The organism is Phaeobacter sp. JH20_37, assembly GCF_048056015.1.
In the GTDB taxonomy this organism is placed as follows: domain Bacteria; phylum Pseudomonadota; class Alphaproteobacteria; order Rhodobacterales; family Rhodobacteraceae; genus Phaeobacter; species Phaeobacter bryozoorum.
The window spans coordinates 261,638-282,827 of sequence record NZ_JAYMWW010000013.1 but is presented as its reverse complement, the minus strand read 5'-3'; the positions used below and the strand labels follow the sequence as shown (position 1 = coordinate 282,827).

Sequence of the window (21,190 nt, the reverse complement as noted above, 5' to 3'; positions counted from 1 at the left end):
AGGGTGGCGTTTTGAAGTTTTGGCAGATGATCCCGGGCGGGATCAGGCCTCTGCGCTGGCGGCGGTATCCGCGTCTGGCAGATCGTCGTCATCGTCGGATTGCTCGGCAATCCAGGCAACCGAGACAACCTCTTCGCCCTTGGCAGTGTTGAACACCCGCACGCCACCGGCGGAGCGCGACCGGAAGGAAATGCCATCAACCGGCACCCGGATCGATTGCCCCTTGGAGGTGGCAAGCATGATCTGGTCATCCATCTCAACCGGGAAGGAGGCAACAATGGCACCGCCGCGCATCGCCTTGTCCATTGCGGTGACACCCATGCCACCGCGGCCACGCACCGGGTAATCATGGCTGGAGCTGAGCTTGCCCGAGCCGCCGGAGGTAATGGTCAGGATCAGGTTCTCGGAGGCCGACATCTCGGCATAGCGCTCCTGGCTGATGGCGCCTGCGACGGCCTCTTCCTCGTCACCTTCGCCATCATCGGTCAGACCTGCCACCGCGCGGCGCATCTTGAGATAGGCGGCGCGTTCCTCGGGCGAGGCTTCGAAATGGCGGATTACCGACATCGACACCACATGGTCATCACCGGTTAGGCGGATGCCACGGACACCGGTCGATTCACGTGAGTTGAAGACCCGCACATCAGTGGTGCGGAAGCGGATCGCACGACCGGAGTCGGTGAACAGCATCACGTCATCATCTTCGGAGCAGATCCGGGCATTGACCAGCTTGACCGAGCCATCCTCGGGCAGCTTCATCGCAATCTTGCCGTTGCGGCGTACATTGGTGAAATCCGACAGCCGGTTGCGGCGCACGTCACCGCCGCTGGTGGCAAAGACCACCTGCAGGTTTTCCCATTCGTCATCCGGCACATCGACGGGCATGATCGCCGCGATGGACACCCCGGTGGGGATCGGCAGGATATTGACGATTGCCTTGCCTTTTGAGGTACGGCCGCCCTGTGGCAGACGCCAGGTCTTCAGCTTGTAGACCATGCCATCAGTGGTGAAGAACAACAGCTGCGTGTGGGTATTGGCGACAAAAAGGTTGGTGACAACATCCTCTTCCTTTGTCTGCATCCCTGACAGACCCTTGCCGCCGCGCTTCTGCGCGCGGAAATCGGCAAGCGGGGTCCGCTTGATATAGCCGCCACTGGTGATCGTCACGACCATGTCTTCGCGTTCGATCAGATCTTCGTCGTCCATATCACCGGACCAGTCGACGATCTCGGTGCGACGGGGAACCGCGAAATTGTCACGCACTTCGCGCAGCTCGTCGGAGATGATGCCAAGGATCCGCTCACGCGAGGAGAGAATTTCAAGGTATTCCTTGATCTTGCCCGCCAGTTGTTCCAGCTCGTCGGTGACTTCCTTGACGCCGATCTGGGTCAGACGCTGCAGCCGCAGTTCCAGAATGGCGCGGGCCTGAACCTCGGAGAGGTTATAGGTGCCATCGTCATTCATCGTATGGGTCGGGTCGTCGATCAGACGGATATAGGGCGCAATATCTGCGGCCGGCCAGCGCCGGGTCATCAGCTTGTGCCGCGCCTCGGCTGCATCCGCAGAGGCACGGATGGTCGCAACCACCTCATCCACATTGGAGACAGCAACCGCCAAGCCGCACAGAATATGGCTGCGTTCACGCGCTTTGCGCAGATCATAGGCGGTGCGCCGGGCAATCACATCTTCGCGGAAATCAAGGAAGGAGGTCAGGAACCGGCGCAGCGTCAGCTGCTCGGGACGCCCACCGTTCAGCGCCAGCATGTTGCAGCCGAAATGCGTCTGCATCGGCGTGAACCGGTAGAGCTGGTTCAGCACCACCTCGGCGGTGGCATCGCGCTTCAGTTCCACGACCACACGCACGCCGTTGCGGTCAGATTCGTCCTGCACGTGGGCGACGCCCTCGATCTTCTTCTCGCGCACCTGCTCGGCGATTTTCTCGATCATCGCGGCCTTGTTCACCTGATAGGGAATCTCATCCACGACAATGGCATAGCGGTCCTTGCGGATTTCCTCGACCCGCGTCTTCGCACGGATAATGACGCTGCCGCGCCCCTCAAGATAGGCCTTGCGGGCACCGGAGCGACCCAGCATCAGCGCGCCGGTCGGAAAGTCGGGGCCGGGGATATAATCGATCAGCTGCTCGCTGGTCAGATCGGGATCCTCGATCAGCGCAAGCGTGGCGTCGATTACCTCGCCGAGGTTGTGAGGAGGGATATTCGTGGCCATGCCGACGGCAATACCGCCAGCGCCATTGACCAGCATATTCGGGAAACGCGCGGGCAGTACCGTGGGTTCACGGTCCTTGCCATCGTAGTTGTCCTGAAAATCGACGGTCTCTTTTTCGATGTCCGCCAGCAGCGAGGCTGCGGGTTTGTCCATCCGCACCTCGGTGTAACGCATGGCCGCCGGGTTATCGCCGTCCATCGAGCCGAAGTTGCCCTGACCGTCCAGAAGCGGCAGCGACATGGAGAAATCCTGCGCCATTCGCACCAGCGCGTCATAGATCGCGGAGTCACCATGGGGGTGGTATTTACCCATGACATCACCAACCGGACGCGCCGATTTGCGATAGGGTTTGTCATGCGAGTTTCCGACCTCATGCATGGCGTAGAGGATCCGGCGATGAACCGGTTTCAGACCATCGCGCAGGTCGGGAATGGCGCGGCTGACAATAACCGACATCGCATAATCGAGATACGATGTGCGCATCTCGGATTCGATGGACACCGTCGGGCCGTCGTATTTGGGCCTTGCGGGTTTGTTTTCGTCCATGTTTTCAGGAGTTTCCGGCGTATCGTTCACGTTGGCTGCCCGTTGTTATTATTGGGTCTATATATTGTGTCAGCACCTTAACAGACAGGGCATATAAGGCGCAAGCAAGCAGGGGTTTTCACCCGGTCAATGACCGATGTTTTTGGGCAAGGAGCTGTATTCGTTCAGAATTAACCCATTGCGTGCTAGTGTGGAATGGGGGGATCCGAAGGGGAGACCTGAAATGAAGGAAAGCGAAACCGAACTGATGCTGAAGGGCTACGGTCTGACCACGGCAGAGATGACCTATCATATGCCGGATCACACCCATGTCCTGAACACCTTTATCTGGCAGGATTATGATCTTGCACCGGACCATCCTCGATTGTTCAAATTCATTGAATTCTGGCACCGTGAGATCGACGGCCCGCTTCATTCTGTCCGATTTACCCATCGCAAGATGATCAGCCCCGGAGAGTGGCGCCACGTCAAAGGCGTGTTGCAGATCCACTAACAGCGCCCCATTGCGCGGTCCCCGGTGAAGACGCTGGGGGCTGAGCAGAGCTGAGCCATCTTACCTGCGGCCGCTCTCCAGCTGTGCTGCTGTCACTTGGGCGTGCCGGAGAGCTGTTTTCTTTCACTGACAACTGCTTATACTGGCGCCGAATAGAACCGAAAACAGGTGGGCCCAGCTGGTTGGCGCCCGCTTCGGTGACGGTTTGCGGCCGCGTGCATGTGCCTGAGGCGCATCTCACCGCGGCGTGGAATCTCAGGGGTGAGAGAAGGCGCATCATGGTTTCTCGTGTTATTCCGGTTCAGGCCTTCGATCTGGTCATATTTGGCGGTACCGGTGATCTGGCGCAGCGCAAGATTCTGCCCGCCTTGTTCCGGCGCCATTGCGCGGGCCAGCTGCCACAGGATGCCCGTATTCTGGGCGCGGCGCGGGGCGACCTTGGCAGTGACGGGTATCGCGATCTGGTCCGCCGCGCCTTGCAGGATGAGAGCGGCGCCACAGATCTGGCGATGCGCGCCGCTGAGCTTGAGCGGTTTCTGGCGCGGTTGGACTATCTTGCCATTGATGCCACGGAGACAGCAGGCTGGCGCGCGCTGGCGCAGCAATTGGGCCGGCCGACGACGGACCGTGTGCGGGTGTTCTACTTTTCCGTCGGGCCAACGCTATTTGCACCGCTGGCCGAACAGATCTGGGCCCATGAACTGGCCGATGATAACACCCGAATCGTGGTGGAAAAGCCGTTCGGGCATGATCTTGCCTCGGCCAAGGCGCTGAACCGTACGCTCGCCAGCCATTTCGATGAAAGCCAGATCTACCGGATTGATCACTACCTGGGCAAAGAGACAGTGCAGAACCTGATGGCGATCCGGTTCGGCAATATGCTTTTTGAGCCTCTGTGGAATAGCCAGTATGTTGATCATATTCAAATCACAGTGGCTGAATCGGTGGGCGTAAGCGGCAGGGAGTCGTATTACGACAAATCCGGCGCGATGCGTGACATGATGCAGAACCATCTGATGCAGTTGCTCTGCCTGATTGCGATGGAGCCTCCGGCGAAGTTTGATCCCGACGCAGTACGTGACGAAAAGCTGAAGGTGATCAGGGCGCTGGAACCGGTGGAGCCGCACCATATCGTGCGCGGCCAATATACCTCTGTTGAGGGGGCGGAGCCGGGCGCGGATCTTTCCTATCGCGAAACCGCCGGTGATCCGCGCTCGACCACCGAAAGCTATGTGGCGCTGAAGGCGCATATCAGCAATTGGCGATGGGCAGGCACGCCGTTCTATCTGCGTACCGGCAAGCGGCTCGTGGCGCGATCCTCGGTGATCAATGTGTTTTTCAAGGATGCTCCACATTCGATCTTTGGTGCTGATGCCGGGCGCCATGCCAATCTGCTGACCATTCGCCTGCAACCGGATGAGGGCATCACCCTCAAGGTGACCATCAAGGAGCCGGGGCCGGGCGGTATGCGGTTGATCGACGTGCCGCTGGATATGAGCTTTGCCCAGGCGCTGGGGGCCGATATCGACGGCGCGCCGGATGCTTACGAGCGGTTGATCACCGATGTGATCCGGGGCAATCAGACGTTGTTCATGCGCGGCGACGAGGTCGAAGCGGCCTGGGCCTGGACCGATCCCATCATTGCGGGCTGGACATCGCGCGGAGATGTGCCAAAACCCTATGATAGCGGTAGCACCGGGCCGGGGGATGCGGATCTTCTGATGCGGCGCGATCAACGGGAATGGCGGGGGATCAACCCATGAATATTATCGAATATGCTGATCGGGACATGCTGGCCATTGATGTGGCCAATCAACTGGCCGGTGACCTGAAAACCCATCTGCTGCATCATGACAGCGCGTCTTTTGCCGTTGCGGGCGGCACCACGCCTGCGCCGATTTTTGACGACCTCTGCGCTGCCGATATTGACTGGGCGCGGGTGCGCCTCATGGCGACAGATGAGCGCTGGGTGCCGTCTGACAGCGCGCGTTCCAATGCCCGGATGATCCGTGAACGGCTGTTGGTCAACCGCGCCGCTGCGGCGACGTTTCTGCCGTTCCATGTGCCCGCGCGCGCGCCCGAGGAGGTGCTGGCCGAAGTCGAAAGCCAGATCCAGCCGGATCTGCCGCTGTCGGTGGTGCTGCTTGGTATGGGCGAGGACATGCATACAGCTTCGCTGTTTCCCGGCGTCTCCGGGCTGGCCGAGGCTCTGGCTGCGGATGCGCCGATTTTGGCGGTGATGCGGCCCGACAGCCAGCCCGAACCGCGTGTCAGCCTGTCGGCGCGTGTATTGGACGCTGCGATTGCCAAACATCTGGTGATTTATGGCGATGCCAAGCGTGAGGCATTGGAACGGGCGAAATCTCTGCCGCCCGAAGAGGCGCCGATTCAGGCGGTTTTGTCAGAAATGACAGTGCATTGGGCGCCTTAAGTGATGTGACCTTCTGCTGATGGCTCAGGCCTCTGCGACTGCGCCGTCCTGCTCCATAAGGGCGGCGCGCAAACTGTCGGGGAGCGGATAGCCTGCGCGTCCATTTGGCGAGCGCAGCACCATGACTCCTGTCATCTTGGCACGCAGATCGCCTGACCAGATCTGTTGTTCCATGACATATGAAGTGCGCCGGAACGACACCACACGGGCGGTGGCGATATAGCTCTCATCCAGCACCATCTCTTTGACATAATGGACATTGGCGTTGCGCAATACATTGCGTGGCGTGGGCATGCCCGTGAAATGGGGCGCAAAAAACCGATCATAATAGGCCACGCGCAGGGTTTCGAACCAGCTCAGATAGGCCTTGTTATTGACGTGGTGCAGAATGTCCAATTCAGAGAACCGCACCAGATCCGCCATGGCAAGCGGCTGCGGCGTCTCCAGCCCGTGATGGCGTTGCGCTTCGGGGCTGAGCGGGGTGTGAAAAATAAGATCCATGGCCCTGTCGGTAGAAGGAATGGCGGTAGGTCGCAAGTCGACTTGCGGCGTAACTATGTGGGAAATGCCAATCACGCGCCGAAAAATCCAGCGAAATATCAATGGCTTGGCGCAGTGTGCTGATCTGGGAGATTTTGGAGCGGGTAACGAGAATCGAACTCGTAACTAAAGCTTGGGAAGCTGCCGTGATACCTTTTCACCATACCCGCGCCAATAAGGGCTGATTACCGGTTTCGCCGGGGAGGGTCAAGCGCACAACCGCCCTCCAACCAGCAAATTTGAACCGTCAACAGACGCTAGCCACGGCGCCGACGGCGACGGCGTCCGCCGTCGTCACCACTGTCACCGCCGCCACTGTTGAAGTTGACATCCGGCAGGGTGACGATGCTGTTGAGGATCGGGAATGGCTCCATGGAATTGGGGATTGCGGAGGCATTCACGAAATGCTCCTGAAAGCGTGGTTCCACAGCGGTTTCGACCTTCTCGATCTGCTGCACGGTCGCCTCGATCTCGGCGCGGGCAGCGGTGTTGAGGAGTGCGATCCGTGCGCCGGTGCCTGCCGCATTGCCGGCCGAGGTAACCTTGTCGAGCGGGCAATCCGGGATCATGCCCAGAACCATCGCATGTTTTGCCGAGATATGCGCGCCAAAGGCACCGGCAAGGACAACCCGGTCCACCTTGTCTATCCCGAATTTGTCCATCAGCAACCGCGCGCCAGAGTAGAGCGCGGCCTTTGCCATCTGGATGGCGCGGATATCCGGGTTGGTCACGGTGATGGTCGGGCCGCCGTCGGCCGAGCCATCCCACAGGAGATAGGCATTGGTGCGCCCGTCCTGAATGCAGCGCGTGCTGCCGGTCTGTTCGGCAGATCCGATCAGACCGGAGGCATCCAGAATGCCCGCAAGTCGCATCTCGGCAATGGCCTCGATGATGCCGGAGCCACAGATGCCGGTGATCCCGGTCGTGGCGACAGCCGTGGCGAAACCGTCCTCATTGGACCAGAGCTCAGAGCCGATGATGCGAAACCGCGGCTCCTTGGTGACGGGATCAATCTCGACCCGCTCAATGGCGCCGGGCGCGGCGCGCTGGCCGCTGGAGATCTGCGCGCCCTCGAATGCGGGCCCGGTGGGGGAGGAGCAGGCCAGAACCTTTTCCTTGTTGCCCAGCAGGATCTCGGCGTTGGTGCCCACATCGACCACCAGCACCAGATCCTCGGATTTGTCAGGGGCTTCCGACAGCGCCACCGCGGCGGCATCGGCGCCGACATGGCCAGCGATGCACGGCAGCAGGTAGACACGGGCAGCGGGGTGGATGTTCAGCTCCAGCTCGCTTGCGCGCAGGGCCAGCGAATTGGAGGTCGCCAGGGCAAAGGGCGCCTGGCCCAGCTCGAACGGATCAATGCCAAGGAACAGGTGGTGCATCACCGGGTTACAGACAAAGACCGCATCGACGATCAGCGCCTTGTCAATACCCGCTTCAGTCGCGATCTGGGTGAACAGCGCATTCATGCCCTCGCGCACCGCGCGGGTCATTTCCTGATCGCCGCCTTTGTTCATCATCGAATAGGAGACCCGGCTCATCAGGTCTTCGCCAAAGCGGATCTGCGGGTTCATGATGCCGGAGGAGGCCACGACCTCGCCGGTCTGCAAATCACACAGATGCGCAGCGATGGTGGTGGAACCGAGGTCAACAGCAAGGCCGTAGATCGAGCCTTCGTAGAAGCCGGGCCAGATGTGCATGATCTTGGGCGGGTGGTTCGCATCGCCCAGATGCACGGCCACCGTGACTTTCCAGCCGCCCTTGCGCAGGGCAGGCTGCAACACGCTCAGGATATGCAGGTCGGTTTTGACCCCCTTCAGGTTCCACTGGCTGTCCAGCGCCTCGATCAGCCGCTCCATATCGCCGGTGGGCTTGTGCATGTCGGGCTCTTCCACCTCGACATAATAGAGCCGGGTGGAGGGGTTCATGGTGATTTCGCGGGCCTCTGCGCGTTTGCGCACGACCTGGCGGTGGACCTGGCTTTCAGGTGGCACGTCGATCACCACATCGCCCTGCACCTGTGCCTGACAGCCCAGCCGCCGCCCCTCGATCAGCCCGCGTTTGTCCTTGTAGCGCTGTTCGACCTTGTTCCACTCGGTCAGCGCATCATCGGCGACGGTGACTCCATGTTTGGAGAACTCACCATAAGAGGGCGTGATCTGGCATTTCGAGCAGATGCCCCGGCCACCACAGACCGAATCCAGATCGACGCCGAGCTGTCTGGCCGCGGTGAGAACCGGGGTGCCAACCGGAAACCGGCCCCGTTTGCCCGAGGGGGTGAAGACCACCAGCGGATGGGACGCGGGATCAGTTGCGGTCTCGGTCGGGATCTCGGTGACGGGATCGTTTGCCATGCCTGTACCTATCTTGCTTGCGCGGTTTGGCCGGAGCATATGGCGTTTTTTGCGCGAGGGAAGGCGGAGCGCGTCATTTTGCGGTCTCCGGGCGTCATTTCTGAGCGCATTTGCTCAAAACTGGCGCCCCTTTGGCGGCGTCACGGCGATCTAAGGGGTCCGTGCCGGAGACTCGCCCGTAGTCGCAGCCAGCCAGCGCAGGATGTCTGCCCGGTCTTCGTCCAGTTTCGGAGCGGGCCTGCGGGTCGTTGCATCGGGCAGCTCGGAGAGTTTGACCGGATTGCCTGCGGCCTTGAACCTCGGTGTGCCGTCCTTGTCGCAGACATCCACCAGCATATTGCGCGCCAGGATCTGCGGGTCCTGCATTACCTCGGCCACCGATTGGATCGGGCCGGTGGGCACACCTGCGCGCTGAAGCAGGTCGATCCAGTGGCTCGCCGGCTGATCCAGCGTGACCGCCTCGATCAACCGTTTGAGGAGACGGGCATTTTCACAGCGCGACTGATTGTCGGCAAAGCGCGGATCATTGGCCAGCGGCAGTTCCAACGCGGTGCAGAGGGTGGCAAAGAGCGCGTCATTCCCGGCAGCAATCACGAACAAACCGTCGCTGGCGTGAAAGGTCTCAAACGGGGTGATCGACGGATGGCGGGCGCCCGAAGGACGCGGCGGCTGACCCGTTACGGAGGTGATCGCCACTGCATGTTCCAGCAGCGCAAGCTGGCTGTCGAGCATCGAGATATCCACTTTCTGCCCCGTCGCGCCGCCGCGCACCGCATAAAGCGCGGCCAGAACCCCCTGACAGAGAAACATGCCAGCCGCGATATCCCCGATGGAGGCGCCGACGCGAACCGGTTCGCGGTCGCGCTCGCCCGTGATCGACATCACCCCCCCGCGCGCCTGCACCACCATGTCATAGGCCGGGCGCAGCCGGTCCGGCCCGCTATGACCAAAGCCCGAGACGGCGCCATAAACCAGCTTGGGAAACCGGGTGTGCAACGCCTCCCAGCCGTAGCCCAGCCGCTCCATCACGCCGGGGCGAAAGTTCTCGAGGATCACATCGGCCTCGTTCAGCAGCTGATCGAAGATACCGCGATCTTCCTCGGCGCGCAGGTCCAGCGCGATGCTTTCCTTGCCATGGTTGATGGTGGCAAAATAGGCGCTTTCGCCGTCCTTGAAGGGCGGGAATGCACGGGTATCATCACCCAGGCCCGGTCGCTCCACCTTGATGACCCTTGCGCCGAGATCCTTGAGCGTCATCGAGGCATAGGGACCTGCCAGAACATGGGTGAGGTCAAGAACAACAATGCCGGATAGCGGGTAAATCATCGGGGTCTCCTGTTTGCTCTGTCCGCGCGCCCTTGGTGGCGGATTGGCGGCGGGCCTGCCTTGATACAGATCAGCCGGGCGACGGGTGTGCGGATGCGCAGCCGGGGCGTAGAGCCACGCCAAGGGCCGTTCGTCACCGGCAAGAGAAACCCGCGCAATTCTTCCGATTTTCCGGTTCGGCCTCTTTTCCCCCTTCGGCTTCTGTGCCATAGGGTCATCGCCAAACGGGGTTATGCATGGGGATGACAAATGCAGATTCGTGAGGCTCTCACATTCGACGATGTTCTTCTGGTACCGGCTGCGTCCAGCGTTCTGCCGAGCACTGCGGATACCCGCACGCGGGTGACCGGTGGCATCTCCCTTAACATACCGCTGCTCAGCTCTGCCATGGATACGGTGACGGAGTCGCGTATGGCCATCGCCATGGCGCAGGCCGGCGGTATGGGCGTCATTCACAAGAATCTGGATCTGGAAGAACAGGCCCGCCAGGTGCGCCGCGTGAAACGCTTCGAGAGCGGCATCGTCTACAACCCGATCACCCTGACCGCCGATCAGACCCTGGCGGATGCCAAGGCTCTGCAGGAGCGCTACCGCGTCACCGGTTTCCCGGTTGTGGACAATGACGGCCGTGTGGTTGGCATCGTGACCAACCGCGATATGCGCTTTGCCACTGACGACAATACGCCGGTTTCGGTAATGATGACTTCTGACAATCTCGCGCTGCTGCATGAGCCGGCCGAGCTGGAAGAGGCCAAGTCGATGATGAAGGCGCGTCGCATCGAAAAGTTGCTGGTCACCGATAAGGCTGGCAAGCTGACAGGTCTGCTGACACTCAAGGATACTGAACAGGCGGTTTTGAACCCCACCGCCTGCAAGGATGATCTGGGGCGCCTGCGTGTCGCGGCGGCCAGCTCGGTCGGCGACAGCGGCTTTGCCCGTTCCGAGGCGCTGATTGATGCAGGTGTTGATATCGTCGTTGTGGATACGGCCCATGGCCATTCGGCAGGCGTCATCGACGCGGTGAAGCGGATCAAGGCGCTGTCCTCCAAGGTGCAGGTCGTGGCAGGCAACGTCGCCACAGCCGCCGCAACCAAGGCGCTGATTGATGCTGGTGCGGATGCCGTGAAGGTCGGCATTGGTCCCGGCTCCATCTGCACCACACGTATGGTGGCAGGTGTCGGGGTGCCGCAGCTGACCGCGATCATGGATTGCGCAGGCGCTGCCGGTGATATTCCGATCATTGCCGACGGTGGCATCAAATTCTCCGGCGATTTTGCCAAGGCGATCGCGGCAGGGGCGTCCTGCGCGATGGTCGGTTCGATGATTGCGGGCACGGATGAGTCCCCCGGTGAGGTGATCCTGTATCAGGGGCGCTCGTTCAAATCCTATCGCGGGATGGGTTCGCTTGGCGCAATGGCGCGGGGGTCTGCGGATCGCTACTTCCAGAAGGATGCGGCCAGCGACAAGCTGGTGCCGGAGGGCATCGAAGGGCAGGTGGCCTATAAAGGCTCGGCCGGGGCGGTGATCCATCAGCTGGTTGGCGGGTTGCGGGCCGCCATGGGCTACACCGGCTGTGCCACGGTCGACGAGATGCGCAAGAACTGCGAATTTGTTCGCATCACCGGCGCTGGTCTGAAGGAAAGCCACGTTCATGACGTGCAGATCACCCGCGAAAGCCCGAACTACCGTATTGGCTGAGCCAGCCAGGGAGATCCCCCGATGACCATCGTCGCAATGACCAACCGCCATCACCCAGAGGTCGGGGTATGACCCCGGCTGCCCGCCGTCAGGCCGCGATTGAGATCCTTGATCAGATCCTGACGGGACAGCCTGCCGAGAAGGAGCTGACGGCCTGGGCGCGGCGGAGCCGGTTTGCGGGGTCCAAGGACCGGGCAGCGGTGCGGGATCATGTTTTTGACGCGCTGCGCAGCCTGCGATCCTATGCAGCCCTTGGTGGTGGCGGTGGTGCTGCACCCGTCTCTGACGGCAATACGACCGGTCGACAGCTGATGCTGGGGGCTCTACGCGCAGAAGAGGTTGATCCGGCCGATATCTTCACCGGCGTGGGCCACGCACCGGCGCCGCTGGACGCTGCCGAACAGGCGCTGTTGCAGACCGCGCCGCAGATGGGGCAGGCTGAAGAGCTGAACATGCCCGACTGGCTCTGGCCTGCATTTGAAGCCAGCCTTGGCAGCGCCGCCGAGACTGCGGCACGCGCATTGCAGGAGCGGGCCCCGGTGCATCTGCGCGTCAACCGCAGCCATCCTGATCAGGCCGCAGCGATTGCGCGGCTGGCGGAAGAGGGCATCCTTGCTGAACCACATCCGGCGGCGGCCACGGCCCTCTGTGTGACCGAAGGCGCTCGCAAGCTGCGCAACAGCGATGCCTACACAAACGGATTGGTCGAGTTACAGGACGCTGCCAGCCAGGCGGTGATCGAAGCACTGCCGCTGGCGGATGGCCTGCGCGTCCTTGATTTCTGCGCAGGCGGCGGCGGCAAGAGCCTGGCCATGGCGGCCCGGGCCAGTCTGGATGTCTTTGCCCATGACATCGCGCCTCAGCGGATGAAGGATCTCCCGACCCGTGCTGCGCGTGCCGGAGCCGCCATCACGTTGCTCGCGCCCGGTGATGTGGAAGCCCGCGCGCCCTTTGATCTGGTGCTCTGCGACGCGCCCTGTTCCGGCTCCGGCTCATGGCGGCGTGCGCCCGAGGGCAAGTGGCGGCTCACGCAGGGGAAACTGGATGAGCTCTGCGGGATCCAGGCGCAGATCCTCGGCGATGCCAGCCAGTTGGTCGGCGCTGGCGGTGTGCTGGCCTATGCAACCTGCTCGATGCTGGATGTGGAAAACCGCGCGCAGGTGGATCGGTTTCTGGCCGAGAATCCGGGCTGGCAGTTGCAACAGGATCACGGCTGGCAGGTCCACAATGGAACCGACGGTTTCTATGTTGCCGTGATGGTCCGTTTGGGCGACGATTGACCACGCTATATGCAAGCCATACGCTGCATTCTTAACGCAGTTTTAACTTAATTCGTCTCGATATAAGCAGATCAATTCATCGAGGGAGCCGCAATGAACGGTCGCCAAGCTTCACCCGTTCCCCAATTGCGCGTCTACACGCCAGAACACGCTCGTCTGGCGGCGGTCTTGCTGTTGTCGGCCATGGTCATCACGGCGCCCTGGCTGTTACAGACCCCGGACTGGATCACCCGCGGGCTGGTCACAGTTGGCCTGACGCTGATTGCGGTGGCCCTGATGATGCTGATACAGGCCCGCACACGTCTGCGCGCACGGGCGGTGGCGACAGCGCTTCTTACCGGCTTTATCGACAAGGATGCGACCGCAACCTTCGTTTGTGACGATGACGGTATGATCCATGCTTCGAACGGAGCCGCGCGCAAGCGTTTTGCCGATGTTGATACCGAAACGCTGGCAGGGACGCTGCGGTCCATCCTGGCCAATCCCTCGGCCGTGCTCTTTCGGATGCAGAGCCGCGCGCGTGTCGATGGCGCAGCGCGCGAGGATATCGTGACGCGACGCGGCCATGTGCGGCTGGCGGTCCATCAGATGCAGGGCGGCAGCTTCCTGTGGCGGGTCGAAGAAATCACCGATCGTCCAACAACCAGCCGTGGCGCCGATGCGGTGCCGATCCCGATGCTGACCATTGGCCGGACCGGCGCCGTCCTGTTCATGAACGAAGCCGCACGCAGCCTGATCGGGGAACGGGTCAAATCCACTGATCGTCTCTTCCCCTCGCTGCCGGTGCTGTCCGGGCAGATCAACACGATGAGCACCAAAAGCGGGCTGATCGAGGTTCTGGTCTGCGAGAAGAACCGCAGCCAGGGGCGGAGCGAACTGTATTTTCTGCAGCTGGATGCCAGCGAAGCCTCGGTCGGTCAGGCCTCGCTCGAGAGCTTGCCGGTGCCCTTCGTCAAGGTGGACCCCAAGGGAACATTGCTTTCGGCGAATAAGATGGGGATGCACCTGCTTGGTATCAGCTCCTGCGGCAACCTGAATATCGGCCAGCTGATGGATGGACTTGGCCGTCCGATGTCGGACTGGCTGCGCGATACCGCCGAGGGCCAGGCCTCGCATAAATCCGAATTCCTGCGTCTCACCCGCCGTGACAAGGAAGTCTTTGTTCAGGTGACACTCACCCGTGTGATCGAAGAGGGTGAGACCGTTCTGATTGCGGTCTTGAACGATGCCACCGAGCTGAAGACGCTTGAGGCGCAGTTCGTTCAAAGCCAGAAGATGCAGGCGATTGGTCAGTTGGCCGGCGGTGTGGCGCATGATTTCAACAACCTGCTGACAGCCATCTCCGGGCATTGCGACCTGCTGCTGCTGCGGCACGATCAGGGCGACCAGGATTTCGGCGACCTGATCCAGATCCACGAGAATGCCAACCGCGCGGCCGCTCTGGTCAGCCAGCTCCTGGCCTTCTCACGCAAGCAGACGCTGCAGCCCGAAGTGCTGGATGTTCGCGATACCCTGTCGGATCTGACCCATCTTCTGAATCGCTTGGTTGGTGAGAAGGTGACATTGACGCTCAGCCATGATCCGGTGATGCGGTCGATCCGCGCGGACAAACGGCAGCTGGAGCAGGTGCTGATGAACCTGGTGGTGAACGCACGTGATGCGATGCCACAGGGCGGCGAGATCCGTATCGAGACCGAAGCGGTGGTTCTGGATGAACCGCTGGAGCGCAACCGTGCGGTGGTCCCCGCCGGTGACTGGGTCACAGTCAAAGTCTCCGACGAGGGTGTCGGTATCGCGCCGGATAAGCTGCAGAAGGTGTTCGAGCCGTTTTATACCACCAAACGGACAGGTGAGGGGACCGGTCTGGGTCTCTCAACCGCCTATGGGATTATCAAACAGACGGGCGGCTACATCTTTGTCGACTCGATCAAGGATCAGGGGACTCAGTTCACTCTGTTCTTCCCTGTCAACACGCAGCCCGAACCAGAAGCCACAGTCACCGTGAACCCAGCTGCCAAACCGGTTGCGGCACAGCACGGCGAGGGGGTTGTTCTGCTGGTCGAAGACGAAGCGCCGGTGCGGGCCTTTGCCTCGCGGGCTCTGCGGATGCGCGGCTATACGGTTCTCGAAGCCGAATCCGCTGAGGACGCGCTGCGCACGCTCGAAGATCCGGGTCTGACCGTTGATGTCTTTGTCACCGATGTGGTGATGCCGGGAATGGATGGGCCGAGCTGGGTGCGTGAGGCGCTGAAGACACGGCCCGACACCCGCGTCGTCTTTGTCTCGGGCTACGCCGAGGGGGCCTTTGGCGAGGCAGAGCCATCGGTGCCGAACTCGGTGTTCCTGCCCAAACCCTTCTCGCTGAACCAGCTGACCGAAACCGTCCATGAGCAGCTACACTAGGCAGTCCCCCCGGAGCGGCCCGGTGTGGCGTCTGCCGCCCCTTTTGGCCGGTCGCCCGCGTGTCTTAGGTCAGGCTGTCATAAAGGTCGAACTCCGCCGCGCGTTTACGCCGGACAATTTCCAGCGCTGCCTCGCTTGGGCGTAACTGCGCTTTCGGGCTGACATTCAGTCTGGGCAGGTCGATGCGGGTCTGTAGCCGCTCCTGTAGAAATGACTGCAGAGTCTCTGGGGCCTCGTAGCGAAACAGATGACTGACCGCGCAGCCATTGGGCTGCGGCTCGAGGAATTTCGCCTGGCTGCCGACGTCGGCATGGGCTGGCGGCTTGCCCTTGCAGGCGTCTCGCAGAAAATCGTCAAAACTGATGGTTTGGGTGCTGTTGGGATGATCGCGCAGATCGTCGCGCTGACGAAACCGGTACCAGCTGCCCAGCCAGCTGACAGGTTCACGCATGACGGCAACCAGCTCCATCTCCGCGTCACAGACCTTTGCCAGCATCGGGCGAATCCAGCGATTGTAGCGATAGACCGGCGCGTGTTTCAGCTGCGGCGGATTGGCAAACACCATGTCGGCACGGCTGGCCAGAGCGGCGTGATAGGCGGTTGTCCCGGTTTTGGGCACGCTCAGCAGAGCCAGCCGTTCCTTGAAAAAGATGAGCATAGCGTGAAATTTCCGCAGCAAATGATCGGTGTCTCCCTTGGATAACACTCTCTTAACCCTCTTGGCCACCAGATCGGTATGGGAGTGATCATGTAAGATTTCCGTTGCAATGTTCTCTTTTTGATCTCATATAGAACAAGAGGCGAACAAAGCAGTGATTGCCGCCCGGTCGCGGGTGTGACACATAGAAAGGGACAAGGGACTATGGCGGATCTTTTGACCATGAAAGACAATAAGAAGAGCGGCGACAAACAAAAGGCGCTGGACAGCGCTCTGGCGCAGATTGAGCGGCAGTTTGGCAAGGGCTCGATCATGAAGCTGGGCGATGGTAATCCCCTGGCCGAGATTGAAGCCTCTTCAACGGGATCGTTGGGGCTGGACATTGCGCTTGGCATTGGCGGTCTGCCGATGGGCCGCATTATCGAGATTTACGGTCCCGAAAGCTCGGGCAAGACAACGCTGACTCTGCACTGCATTGCAGAGCAGCAGAAGAACGGTGGCGTCTGCGCCTTTGTGGATGCGGAACATGCGCTGGACCCGCAATATGCGGCGAAACTGGGTGTTGACCTTGATGAGCTGCTGATCTCGCAGCCCGACACCGGCGAACAGGCCCTGGAAATCACGGACACTCTAGTGCGGTCCGGCGCGGTGAACATGGTGATCGTGGACTCCGTGGCAGCCCTCACTCCGAAATCGGAGCTGGAAGGCGACATGGGCGACAGCAATGTGGGCGTCCAGGCTCGCCTGATGAGCCAGGCGATGCGCAAGCTGACCGGCTCCATCAGCCGCTCCAAATGTATGGTGATCTTCATCAACCAGATCCGCATGAAGATCGGTGTGATGTTCGGCTCGCCGGAAACTACGACCGGTGGTAACGCACTGAAATTCTACTCCTCGGTGCGTCTGGACATCCGCCGCATCGGCGCGATCAAGGACCGTGACGAGGTGGTCGGCAACGCAACCCGCGTCAAGGTCGTGAAGAACAAGGTGGCGCCTCCGTTCAAACAGGTTGAATTCGACATCATGTATGGCGAAGGCATCTCCAAGATGGGCGAACTGCTGGATCTGGGCGTAGCGGCTGGTGTTGTCGCGAAATCCGGGGCCTGGTTCTCCTATGGTGATGAACGGATCGGGCAGGGGCGTGAAAACGCCAAGACATACCTGCGGGAGAACCCCCATATCGCCTATGATATTGAGGATAAGATCCGCGCGGCGCACGGGCTGGAGTTCCACCGTCCTGACGGCGCCGATGACGATATTCTGGAAGCCTGACACAAGGCTGATGACGCCTCTTGCCGGGTGATGCAGAGGGCAGCGGTTGCTCGATAAACACCGGCGCAGGCTGAAAAATCTGATCAAATCAGGGCGTGGATCACTCCGCGCCCTTTTTCATGCGGGTTTCACGGCGCCTTTCCGCACCGCAGCGCTGGACAGGCTCACTGGGGCCGGATACATCTTCCCGAACCGCTGAGACAGCCAGCCGAGAGATCCCGATTATGCCGACGCTCAATGATATTCGCTCCACCTTCCTGAACTACTTTGCCAAACAGGGGCATGAGGTGGTTGACTCCAGCCCTCTGGTGCCCCGCAACGACCCGACCCTGATGTTCACCAACTCGGGCATGGTGCAGTTCAAGAACTGCTTTACCGGCGTGGAAACCCGCGACTACAAGCGCGCGACCACAGCGCAGAAATGCGTGCGCGCCGGCGGCAAGCACAACGACCTCGACAACGTCGGGTATACCGCGCGCCACCACACGTTTTTCGAGATGCTCGGCAACTTCTCCTTTGGCGACTATTTCAAGCATGAAGCGATCCCCTTTGCTTGGGAGCTGATCACCAAGGAATTCGATATTCCGAAGGACCGGCTCTACACCACCGTCTATCACACCGATGACGAAGCCTTTGAGATCTGGAAAAAGATGGGTGTGCCGGAGGAGCGGATCATCCGCATCGCGACCTCTGACAACTTCTGGCAGATGGGCGACACCGGTCCCTGCGGTCCCTGCACCGAGATCTTCTACGACCACGGCGACCACATCTGGGGCGGCCCTCCGGGCTCGCCGGAGGAAGACGGCGATCGTTTCATCGAGATCTGGAACCTCGTGTTCATGCAGAACGAGAAATTCGCCGATGGCTCAATGGTCGATCTTGAGATGCAGTCCATCGACACCGGTATGGGTTTGGAGCGGATCGCGGCGTTGCTCCAGGGCACCCATGACAACTATGAAACGGATCTGTTCAAGTCGCTGATCGAGGCGTCCGCGAACGCGACGAACACCGACCCATTCGGGGATCACAACGTGCATCACCGGGTTATCGCGGACCACCTGCGCTCCTGCTCCTTCCTGATTGCCGAAGGCGTGCTGCCGTCGAACGAAGGTCGCGGTTACGTGCTGCGCAGGATCATGCGCCGGGCGATGCGTCACGCCTCGCTCCTGGGCGCTACCGATCCGGTGATGCACAAGCTGGTGCCGTCGCTGGTGCAGAAGATGGGTGCCGCCTATCCTGAGCTTGGCCAGGGCCAGGCGCTGATCGAAGAGACCTTCGAGCAGGAGGAAACCCGCTTCCTCAAAACGCTGGATCGTGGCCTGAAACTGCTGGACGAAGCCTCGGTCGATCTGGGCAAGGGCGACGTCCTACCGGGTGAGACTGCGTTCAAGCTCTATGACACTTATGGCTTCCCGCTCGACCTCACTCAGGACGCCCTGCGCGCCAAGGAGATCGAGGTCGATACCGATGGCTTCGATGCGGCGATGAAGGAGCAGAAGGAGAAATCCCGTGCTGGCGGCATCGGTCTTGGCGAAGCGGCGGATGTGAAGGTCTATTTCGACATTGTTGACGCGGTCGGTGCCACCGACTTTCTGGGTTATGAGACCGAGAAGGCTGAAGGTCAGATCATGGCCATGGTCAAGGACGGTGCTCAGCTCCAAACCGCCGCTAAGGGCGACACGGTGCAGATCATCCTGAACCAGACGCCGTTCTACGGCGAAAGCGGCGGTCAGGTTGGCGACAGTGGCGTCCTGACCGTTGAGGGCGGTGCAGCCCGCATCACCGACACCAAGAAAGTTGAGGGGCTGTTCCTGCACATCGCCGAGGTGACCGAGGGTGACATCGCCGTCGGGCAGGGTGCTGCGATGGAAGTGGATCACGACCGCCGCAGCAAGATCCGCGCCAACCACTCGGCCACCCACCTGCTGCACGAGGCGCTGCGCAACGCGCTTGGCGAGCATGTCGCGCAGAAGGGCTCGCTCAATGCTGCGGACCGGCTGCGCTTCGACTTCAGCCATAACAAGGCGATGAGCGCAGAGGAACTGACCAAAGTCGGCGCCGAGGTGAACGATTTCATTCGTCAGAACACGCCGGTTTCGACCCGGATCATGACCCCGGATGATGCGCGTGCGCTGGGTGCACAGGCGCTGTTTGGCGAGAAATACGGCGAAGAGGTCCGCGTTGTCTCCATGGGCCGCGCAGCGACGGGTAAGGGTCAGGACGGCGATACCTATTCGATTGAGCTGTGCGGCGGCACCCATGTGAAGCAGACCGGTGACATCGGCACCTTTGTCATTCTGGGCGATAGCGCCTCCTCAGCCGGCGTGCGCCGGATCGAGGCGCTGACCGGTGCGGCAGCGGTGCAGCATCTGGAGCGTGAAGCAGGCCGTATGGCCGAGGTTGCAGGCGTCCTGAAGGCCCAGCCGGCCGAAGTCATGGACCGCCTGAAAGCCTTGATGGATGAACGCAAGGCGCTGCAGAACGAGGTGTCCCAGCTGAAACAGCAGGTCGCCATGGGCGGCGGCGCGGCAGGCGGATCCGCAACCAAGGAAATCGGCGGTAAAACCTTCCTCGGGCAGGCGCTGGAAGGCGTCTCTGGCAAGGATCTTCGCGGGTTGATAGATGCCCACAAGCAAAAGATCGGCTCAGGCGTGATCCTGTTGATTGCCAATGATGACGGTAAGGTCGCGGTCGCCGCGGGTGTCACCGACGATCTGACCGGCGAGATCTCTGCCGTAGATGTGCTGAAAGCGGCGGTTCCGGCTGTTGGCGGCAAGGGTGGCGGTGGTCGTCCCGATATGGCGCAGGGCGGCGGCAAGGATTTCTCCGGCGCCGAAGAGGCGATCAAGGCGGCCGAGGCGCTGCTGGCAGGCTGACCAACTGGTCAAAAAAACCTTGGTCTTTCCCGCAATCTGCCTAAGCTGCCGGGAAGATCATCACCAAAGGAGGCTCAGATGCCCGCACTCTGGATTGCGCATGTTACCGTCACCGATGCCGAGGCCTACGGCAAATACGCCGAGCTGGCGGGACCGGCCGTTGCCAAACACGGAGGGCAGTTCATTGCCCGTGGCGGTCGTTTTGTACAGCTGGAAGGCAAGGAACGCCCGCGCAATGTGGTAGCCCGCTTTCCCAGCGTCGATGCGGCGGTGGATTGCTACAACAGCCCAGAATACCAGGAGGCGCTGAGCCATGCGCGCGACGCCTCCGAGCGGGAGCTGATGGTGGTCGAAATCACCGAATGAGCGCGACATACCTGCGCGTCGGATCCCCTAAGGGACGATGCCTCCAGGAACGATGAAAGAGCGGCTTCTGGCCGCTCTTTTTTCATTTGCGCCAGCCCGGCCGGTCGATCAATAGGGATCGCGTGGCGCGCGGTTATCCGACAGCGAGGGCTGGCGCTGCTGAACAAGCTGCTCAATCGCCTCGGCCAGATGGATTTCCTGAATATGGGCGTCCCCTGCGGCCACCCGGACACGATGCGCGGTGATCATCACATCGGCGTGGGAGCATCCCATTGGCGGTTCGAATTTATAGCAGGCAAGCTCGATCAGAAGCCCCATCGGGTCCTTGAAGTAGATCGAATCCATAAATCCCCGATCCTTTGGTCCTGAATGCCCGATGCCGCGTTCGTCCAGCCGCTCGACCGCCTGGGCAAATGTCGCCTTTGAGACGTTGAAAGCCAGATGATGGACGCATCCCGGCTCCGTCGGGGTGCGGCGACGGTCAGCTGTACGGCGCTTGTTGGTGAAGACGGTGATCAGGCGCCCATCGCCGGGATCAAAATAGAGATGCCCCTCGTCCGGGTCATCCAGATTGGGTTGGTCAAAGATGAAGGGCATCCCAAGGACACCTTCCCAGAAATCAATGGATGTCTGCCGGTCAGCGCCGGTCAAGGTGATGTGGTGGACGCCTTGAACCTGTAGCTTGCGCATGCTGTCTCTCCCTGGTTAAACGCCTGAT

The 21,190-nt window shown here is 61.0% G+C and carries 15 protein-coding genes and 1 tRNA gene; 9 read left to right on the top strand and 7 right to left on the bottom strand.

Translation table 11 applies throughout. The annotated features are described in order from the left end of the window. Window positions 1-42: 42 nt before the first annotated feature. Window positions 43-2,775 carry a DNA gyrase subunit A gene (gene gyrA, locus VWZ87_RS06185; RefSeq protein WP_416536301.1) on the bottom strand — a complete coding sequence of 911 codons (2,733 nt, stop codon included), beginning with the start codon at window positions 2,773-2,775 and terminating at the stop codon, window positions 43-45. A gap of 223 nt (window positions 2,776-2,998) precedes the next feature. Between gyrA and VWZ87_RS06180 the strand changes: the two genes are divergently transcribed. The 3 genes from VWZ87_RS06180 to pgl all read left to right on the top strand — a co-directional run bounded on the left by VWZ87_RS06180 (window position 2,999) and on the right by pgl (window position 5,699). Then, window positions 2,999-3,268, top strand: coding sequence for an usg protein (locus VWZ87_RS06180; protein ID WP_340545525.1), 270 nt, complete (start codon window positions 2,999-3,001; stop codon window positions 3,266-3,268). Window positions 3,269-3,546: 278 nt separating this feature from the next. Further along, window positions 3,547-5,031, top strand: coding sequence for a glucose-6-phosphate dehydrogenase (gene zwf / locus VWZ87_RS06175; protein ID WP_416535958.1), 1,485 nt, complete (start codon window positions 3,547-3,549; stop codon window positions 5,029-5,031). Further along, a complete protein-coding gene (gene pgl, locus VWZ87_RS06170; protein WP_416535957.1) occupies window positions 5,028-5,699 on the top strand; it encodes a 6-phosphogluconolactonase in 672 nt (223 codons plus the stop codon). The genes zwf and pgl overlap by 4 nt, the downstream gene beginning before the upstream one ends. A 24-nt stretch (window positions 5,700-5,723) precedes the next feature. Here the strand turns inward: pgl and VWZ87_RS06165 are convergent, their stop codons facing one another. From VWZ87_RS06165 to VWZ87_RS06150, 4 genes are all read right to left on the bottom strand, one after another. After that, window positions 5,724-6,200 (bottom strand): acyl-CoA thioesterase, encoded by a 477-nt coding sequence (locus VWZ87_RS06165; protein WP_416535956.1) that lies wholly within the window; start codon window positions 6,198-6,200, stop codon window positions 5,724-5,726. Between the two features lie 135 nt (window positions 6,201-6,335). Continuing rightward, a tRNA-Gly gene (locus VWZ87_RS06160) sits at window positions 6,336-6,409 on the bottom strand. An 87-nt stretch (window positions 6,410-6,496) separates the two neighbouring features. After that, the gene (locus tag VWZ87_RS06155; protein WP_416535955.1) at window positions 6,497-8,593 is read right to left on the bottom strand and encodes an ASKHA domain-containing protein; all 2,097 of its coding nucleotides are present in this window, start codon (window positions 8,591-8,593) and stop codon (window positions 6,497-6,499) included. A gap of 150 nt (window positions 8,594-8,743) precedes the next feature. After that, the gene (locus VWZ87_RS06150) at window positions 8,744-9,919 is read right to left on the bottom strand and encodes a CaiB/BaiF CoA transferase family protein (RefSeq protein WP_416535954.1); all 1,176 of its coding nucleotides are present in this window, start codon (window positions 9,917-9,919) and stop codon (window positions 8,744-8,746) included. 249 nt (window positions 9,920-10,168) lie between these two features. On the opposite strand from VWZ87_RS06150, the gene guaB reads away from it, so the two are divergent. The 3 genes from guaB (at window position 10,169) to VWZ87_RS06135 (ending at window position 15,300) form a co-directional block, all read left to right on the top strand. Further along, window positions 10,169-11,617 carry an IMP dehydrogenase gene (gene guaB / locus VWZ87_RS06145; protein ID WP_340545531.1) on the top strand — a complete coding sequence of 483 codons (1,449 nt, stop codon included), beginning with the start codon at window positions 10,169-10,171 and terminating at the stop codon, window positions 11,615-11,617. Window positions 11,618-11,685: 68 nt separating this feature from the next. After that, window positions 11,686-12,897: an RsmB/NOP family class I SAM-dependent RNA methyltransferase gene (locus tag VWZ87_RS06140; RefSeq protein ID WP_416535953.1), complete on the top strand. Its 1,212-nt coding sequence runs from the start codon at window positions 11,686-11,688 to the stop codon at window positions 12,895-12,897. Between the two features lie 93 nt (window positions 12,898-12,990). Beyond that, a complete protein-coding gene (locus tag VWZ87_RS06135) occupies window positions 12,991-15,300 on the top strand; it encodes an ATP-binding protein (RefSeq protein ID WP_340545533.1) in 2,310 nt (769 codons plus the stop codon). A gap of 64 nt (window positions 15,301-15,364) precedes the next feature. Here VWZ87_RS06135 and VWZ87_RS06130 read toward each other — a convergent pair whose 3' ends face one another. Then, a complete protein-coding gene (locus tag VWZ87_RS06130) occupies window positions 15,365-15,958 on the bottom strand; it encodes a gamma-glutamyl kinase (protein ID WP_416535952.1) in 594 nt (197 codons plus the stop codon). A gap of 204 nt (window positions 15,959-16,162) precedes the next feature. Here VWZ87_RS06130 and recA point away from each other — a divergent pair, with 204 nt between their 5' ends. From recA to VWZ87_RS06115, 3 genes are all read left to right on the top strand, one after another. Next, the gene (gene recA, locus VWZ87_RS06125) at window positions 16,163-17,230 is read left to right on the top strand and encodes a recombinase RecA (RefSeq protein ID WP_340545535.1); all 1,068 of its coding nucleotides are present in this window, start codon (window positions 16,163-16,165) and stop codon (window positions 17,228-17,230) included. 224 nt (window positions 17,231-17,454) lie between these two features. Then, the gene (gene alaS, locus VWZ87_RS06120) at window positions 17,455-20,106 is read left to right on the top strand and encodes an alanine--tRNA ligase (RefSeq protein ID WP_416535951.1); all 2,652 of its coding nucleotides are present in this window, start codon (window positions 17,455-17,457) and stop codon (window positions 20,104-20,106) included. A gap of 78 nt (window positions 20,107-20,184) precedes the next feature. Continuing rightward, window positions 20,185-20,472 carry a DUF1330 domain-containing protein gene (locus VWZ87_RS06115; RefSeq protein ID WP_340545537.1) on the top strand — a complete coding sequence of 96 codons (288 nt, stop codon included), beginning with the start codon at window positions 20,185-20,187 and terminating at the stop codon, window positions 20,470-20,472. Window positions 20,473-20,580: 108 nt separating this feature from the next. Here VWZ87_RS06115 and VWZ87_RS06110 read toward each other — a convergent pair whose 3' ends face one another. Further along, window positions 20,581-21,162, bottom strand: a complete 582-nt coding sequence (locus VWZ87_RS06110; protein WP_416535950.1) for a VOC family protein — start codon at window positions 21,160-21,162, stop codon at window positions 20,581-20,583. Window positions 21,163-21,190 lie beyond the last annotated feature (28 nt).

What these genes read in the sequence shown, in the direction of transcription:
- VWZ87_RS06155 (WP_416535955.1), bottom strand. Translation starts at nt 8,593, where the DNA reads ATGGCAAACGATCCCGTCACCGAGATCCCGACCGAGACCGCAACTGAT.
- VWZ87_RS06115 (WP_340545537.1), top strand. Translation starts at nt 20,185, where the DNA reads ATGCCCGCACTCTGGATTGCGCATGTTACCGTCACCGATGCCGAGGCC.
- VWZ87_RS06110 (WP_416535950.1), bottom strand. Translation starts at nt 21,162, where the DNA reads ATGCGCAAGCTACAGGTTCAAGGCGTCCACCACATCACCTTGACCGGC.
- alaS (WP_416535951.1), top strand. Translation starts at nt 17,455, where the DNA reads ATGCCGACGCTCAATGATATTCGCTCCACCTTCCTGAACTACTTTGCC.
- VWZ87_RS06135 (WP_340545533.1), top strand. Translation starts at nt 12,991, where the DNA reads ATGAACGGTCGCCAAGCTTCACCCGTTCCCCAATTGCGCGTCTACACG.
- pgl (WP_416535957.1), top strand. Translation starts at nt 5,028, where the DNA reads ATGAATATTATCGAATATGCTGATCGGGACATGCTGGCCATTGATGTG.
- recA (WP_340545535.1), top strand. Translation starts at nt 16,163, where the DNA reads ATGGCGGATCTTTTGACCATGAAAGACAATAAGAAGAGCGGCGACAAA.
- VWZ87_RS06140 (WP_416535953.1), top strand. Translation starts at nt 11,686, where the DNA reads ATGACCCCGGCTGCCCGCCGTCAGGCCGCGATTGAGATCCTTGATCAG.
- VWZ87_RS06150 (WP_416535954.1), bottom strand. Translation starts at nt 9,919, where the DNA reads ATGATTTACCCGCTATCCGGCATTGTTGTTCTTGACCTCACCCATGTT.
- zwf (WP_416535958.1), top strand. Translation starts at nt 3,547, where the DNA reads ATGGTTTCTCGTGTTATTCCGGTTCAGGCCTTCGATCTGGTCATATTT.
- VWZ87_RS06165 (WP_416535956.1), bottom strand. Translation starts at nt 6,200, where the DNA reads ATGGATCTTATTTTTCACACCCCGCTCAGCCCCGAAGCGCAACGCCAT.
- gyrA (WP_416536301.1), bottom strand. Translation starts at nt 2,775, where the DNA reads ATGGACGAAAACAAACCCGCAAGGCCCAAATACGACGGCCCGACGGTG.
- VWZ87_RS06180 (WP_340545525.1), top strand. Translation starts at nt 2,999, where the DNA reads ATGAAGGAAAGCGAAACCGAACTGATGCTGAAGGGCTACGGTCTGACC.
- VWZ87_RS06130 (WP_416535952.1), bottom strand. Translation starts at nt 15,958, where the DNA reads ATGCTCATCTTTTTCAAGGAACGGCTGGCTCTGCTGAGCGTGCCCAAA.
- guaB (WP_340545531.1), top strand. Translation starts at nt 10,169, where the DNA reads ATGCAGATTCGTGAGGCTCTCACATTCGACGATGTTCTTCTGGTACCG.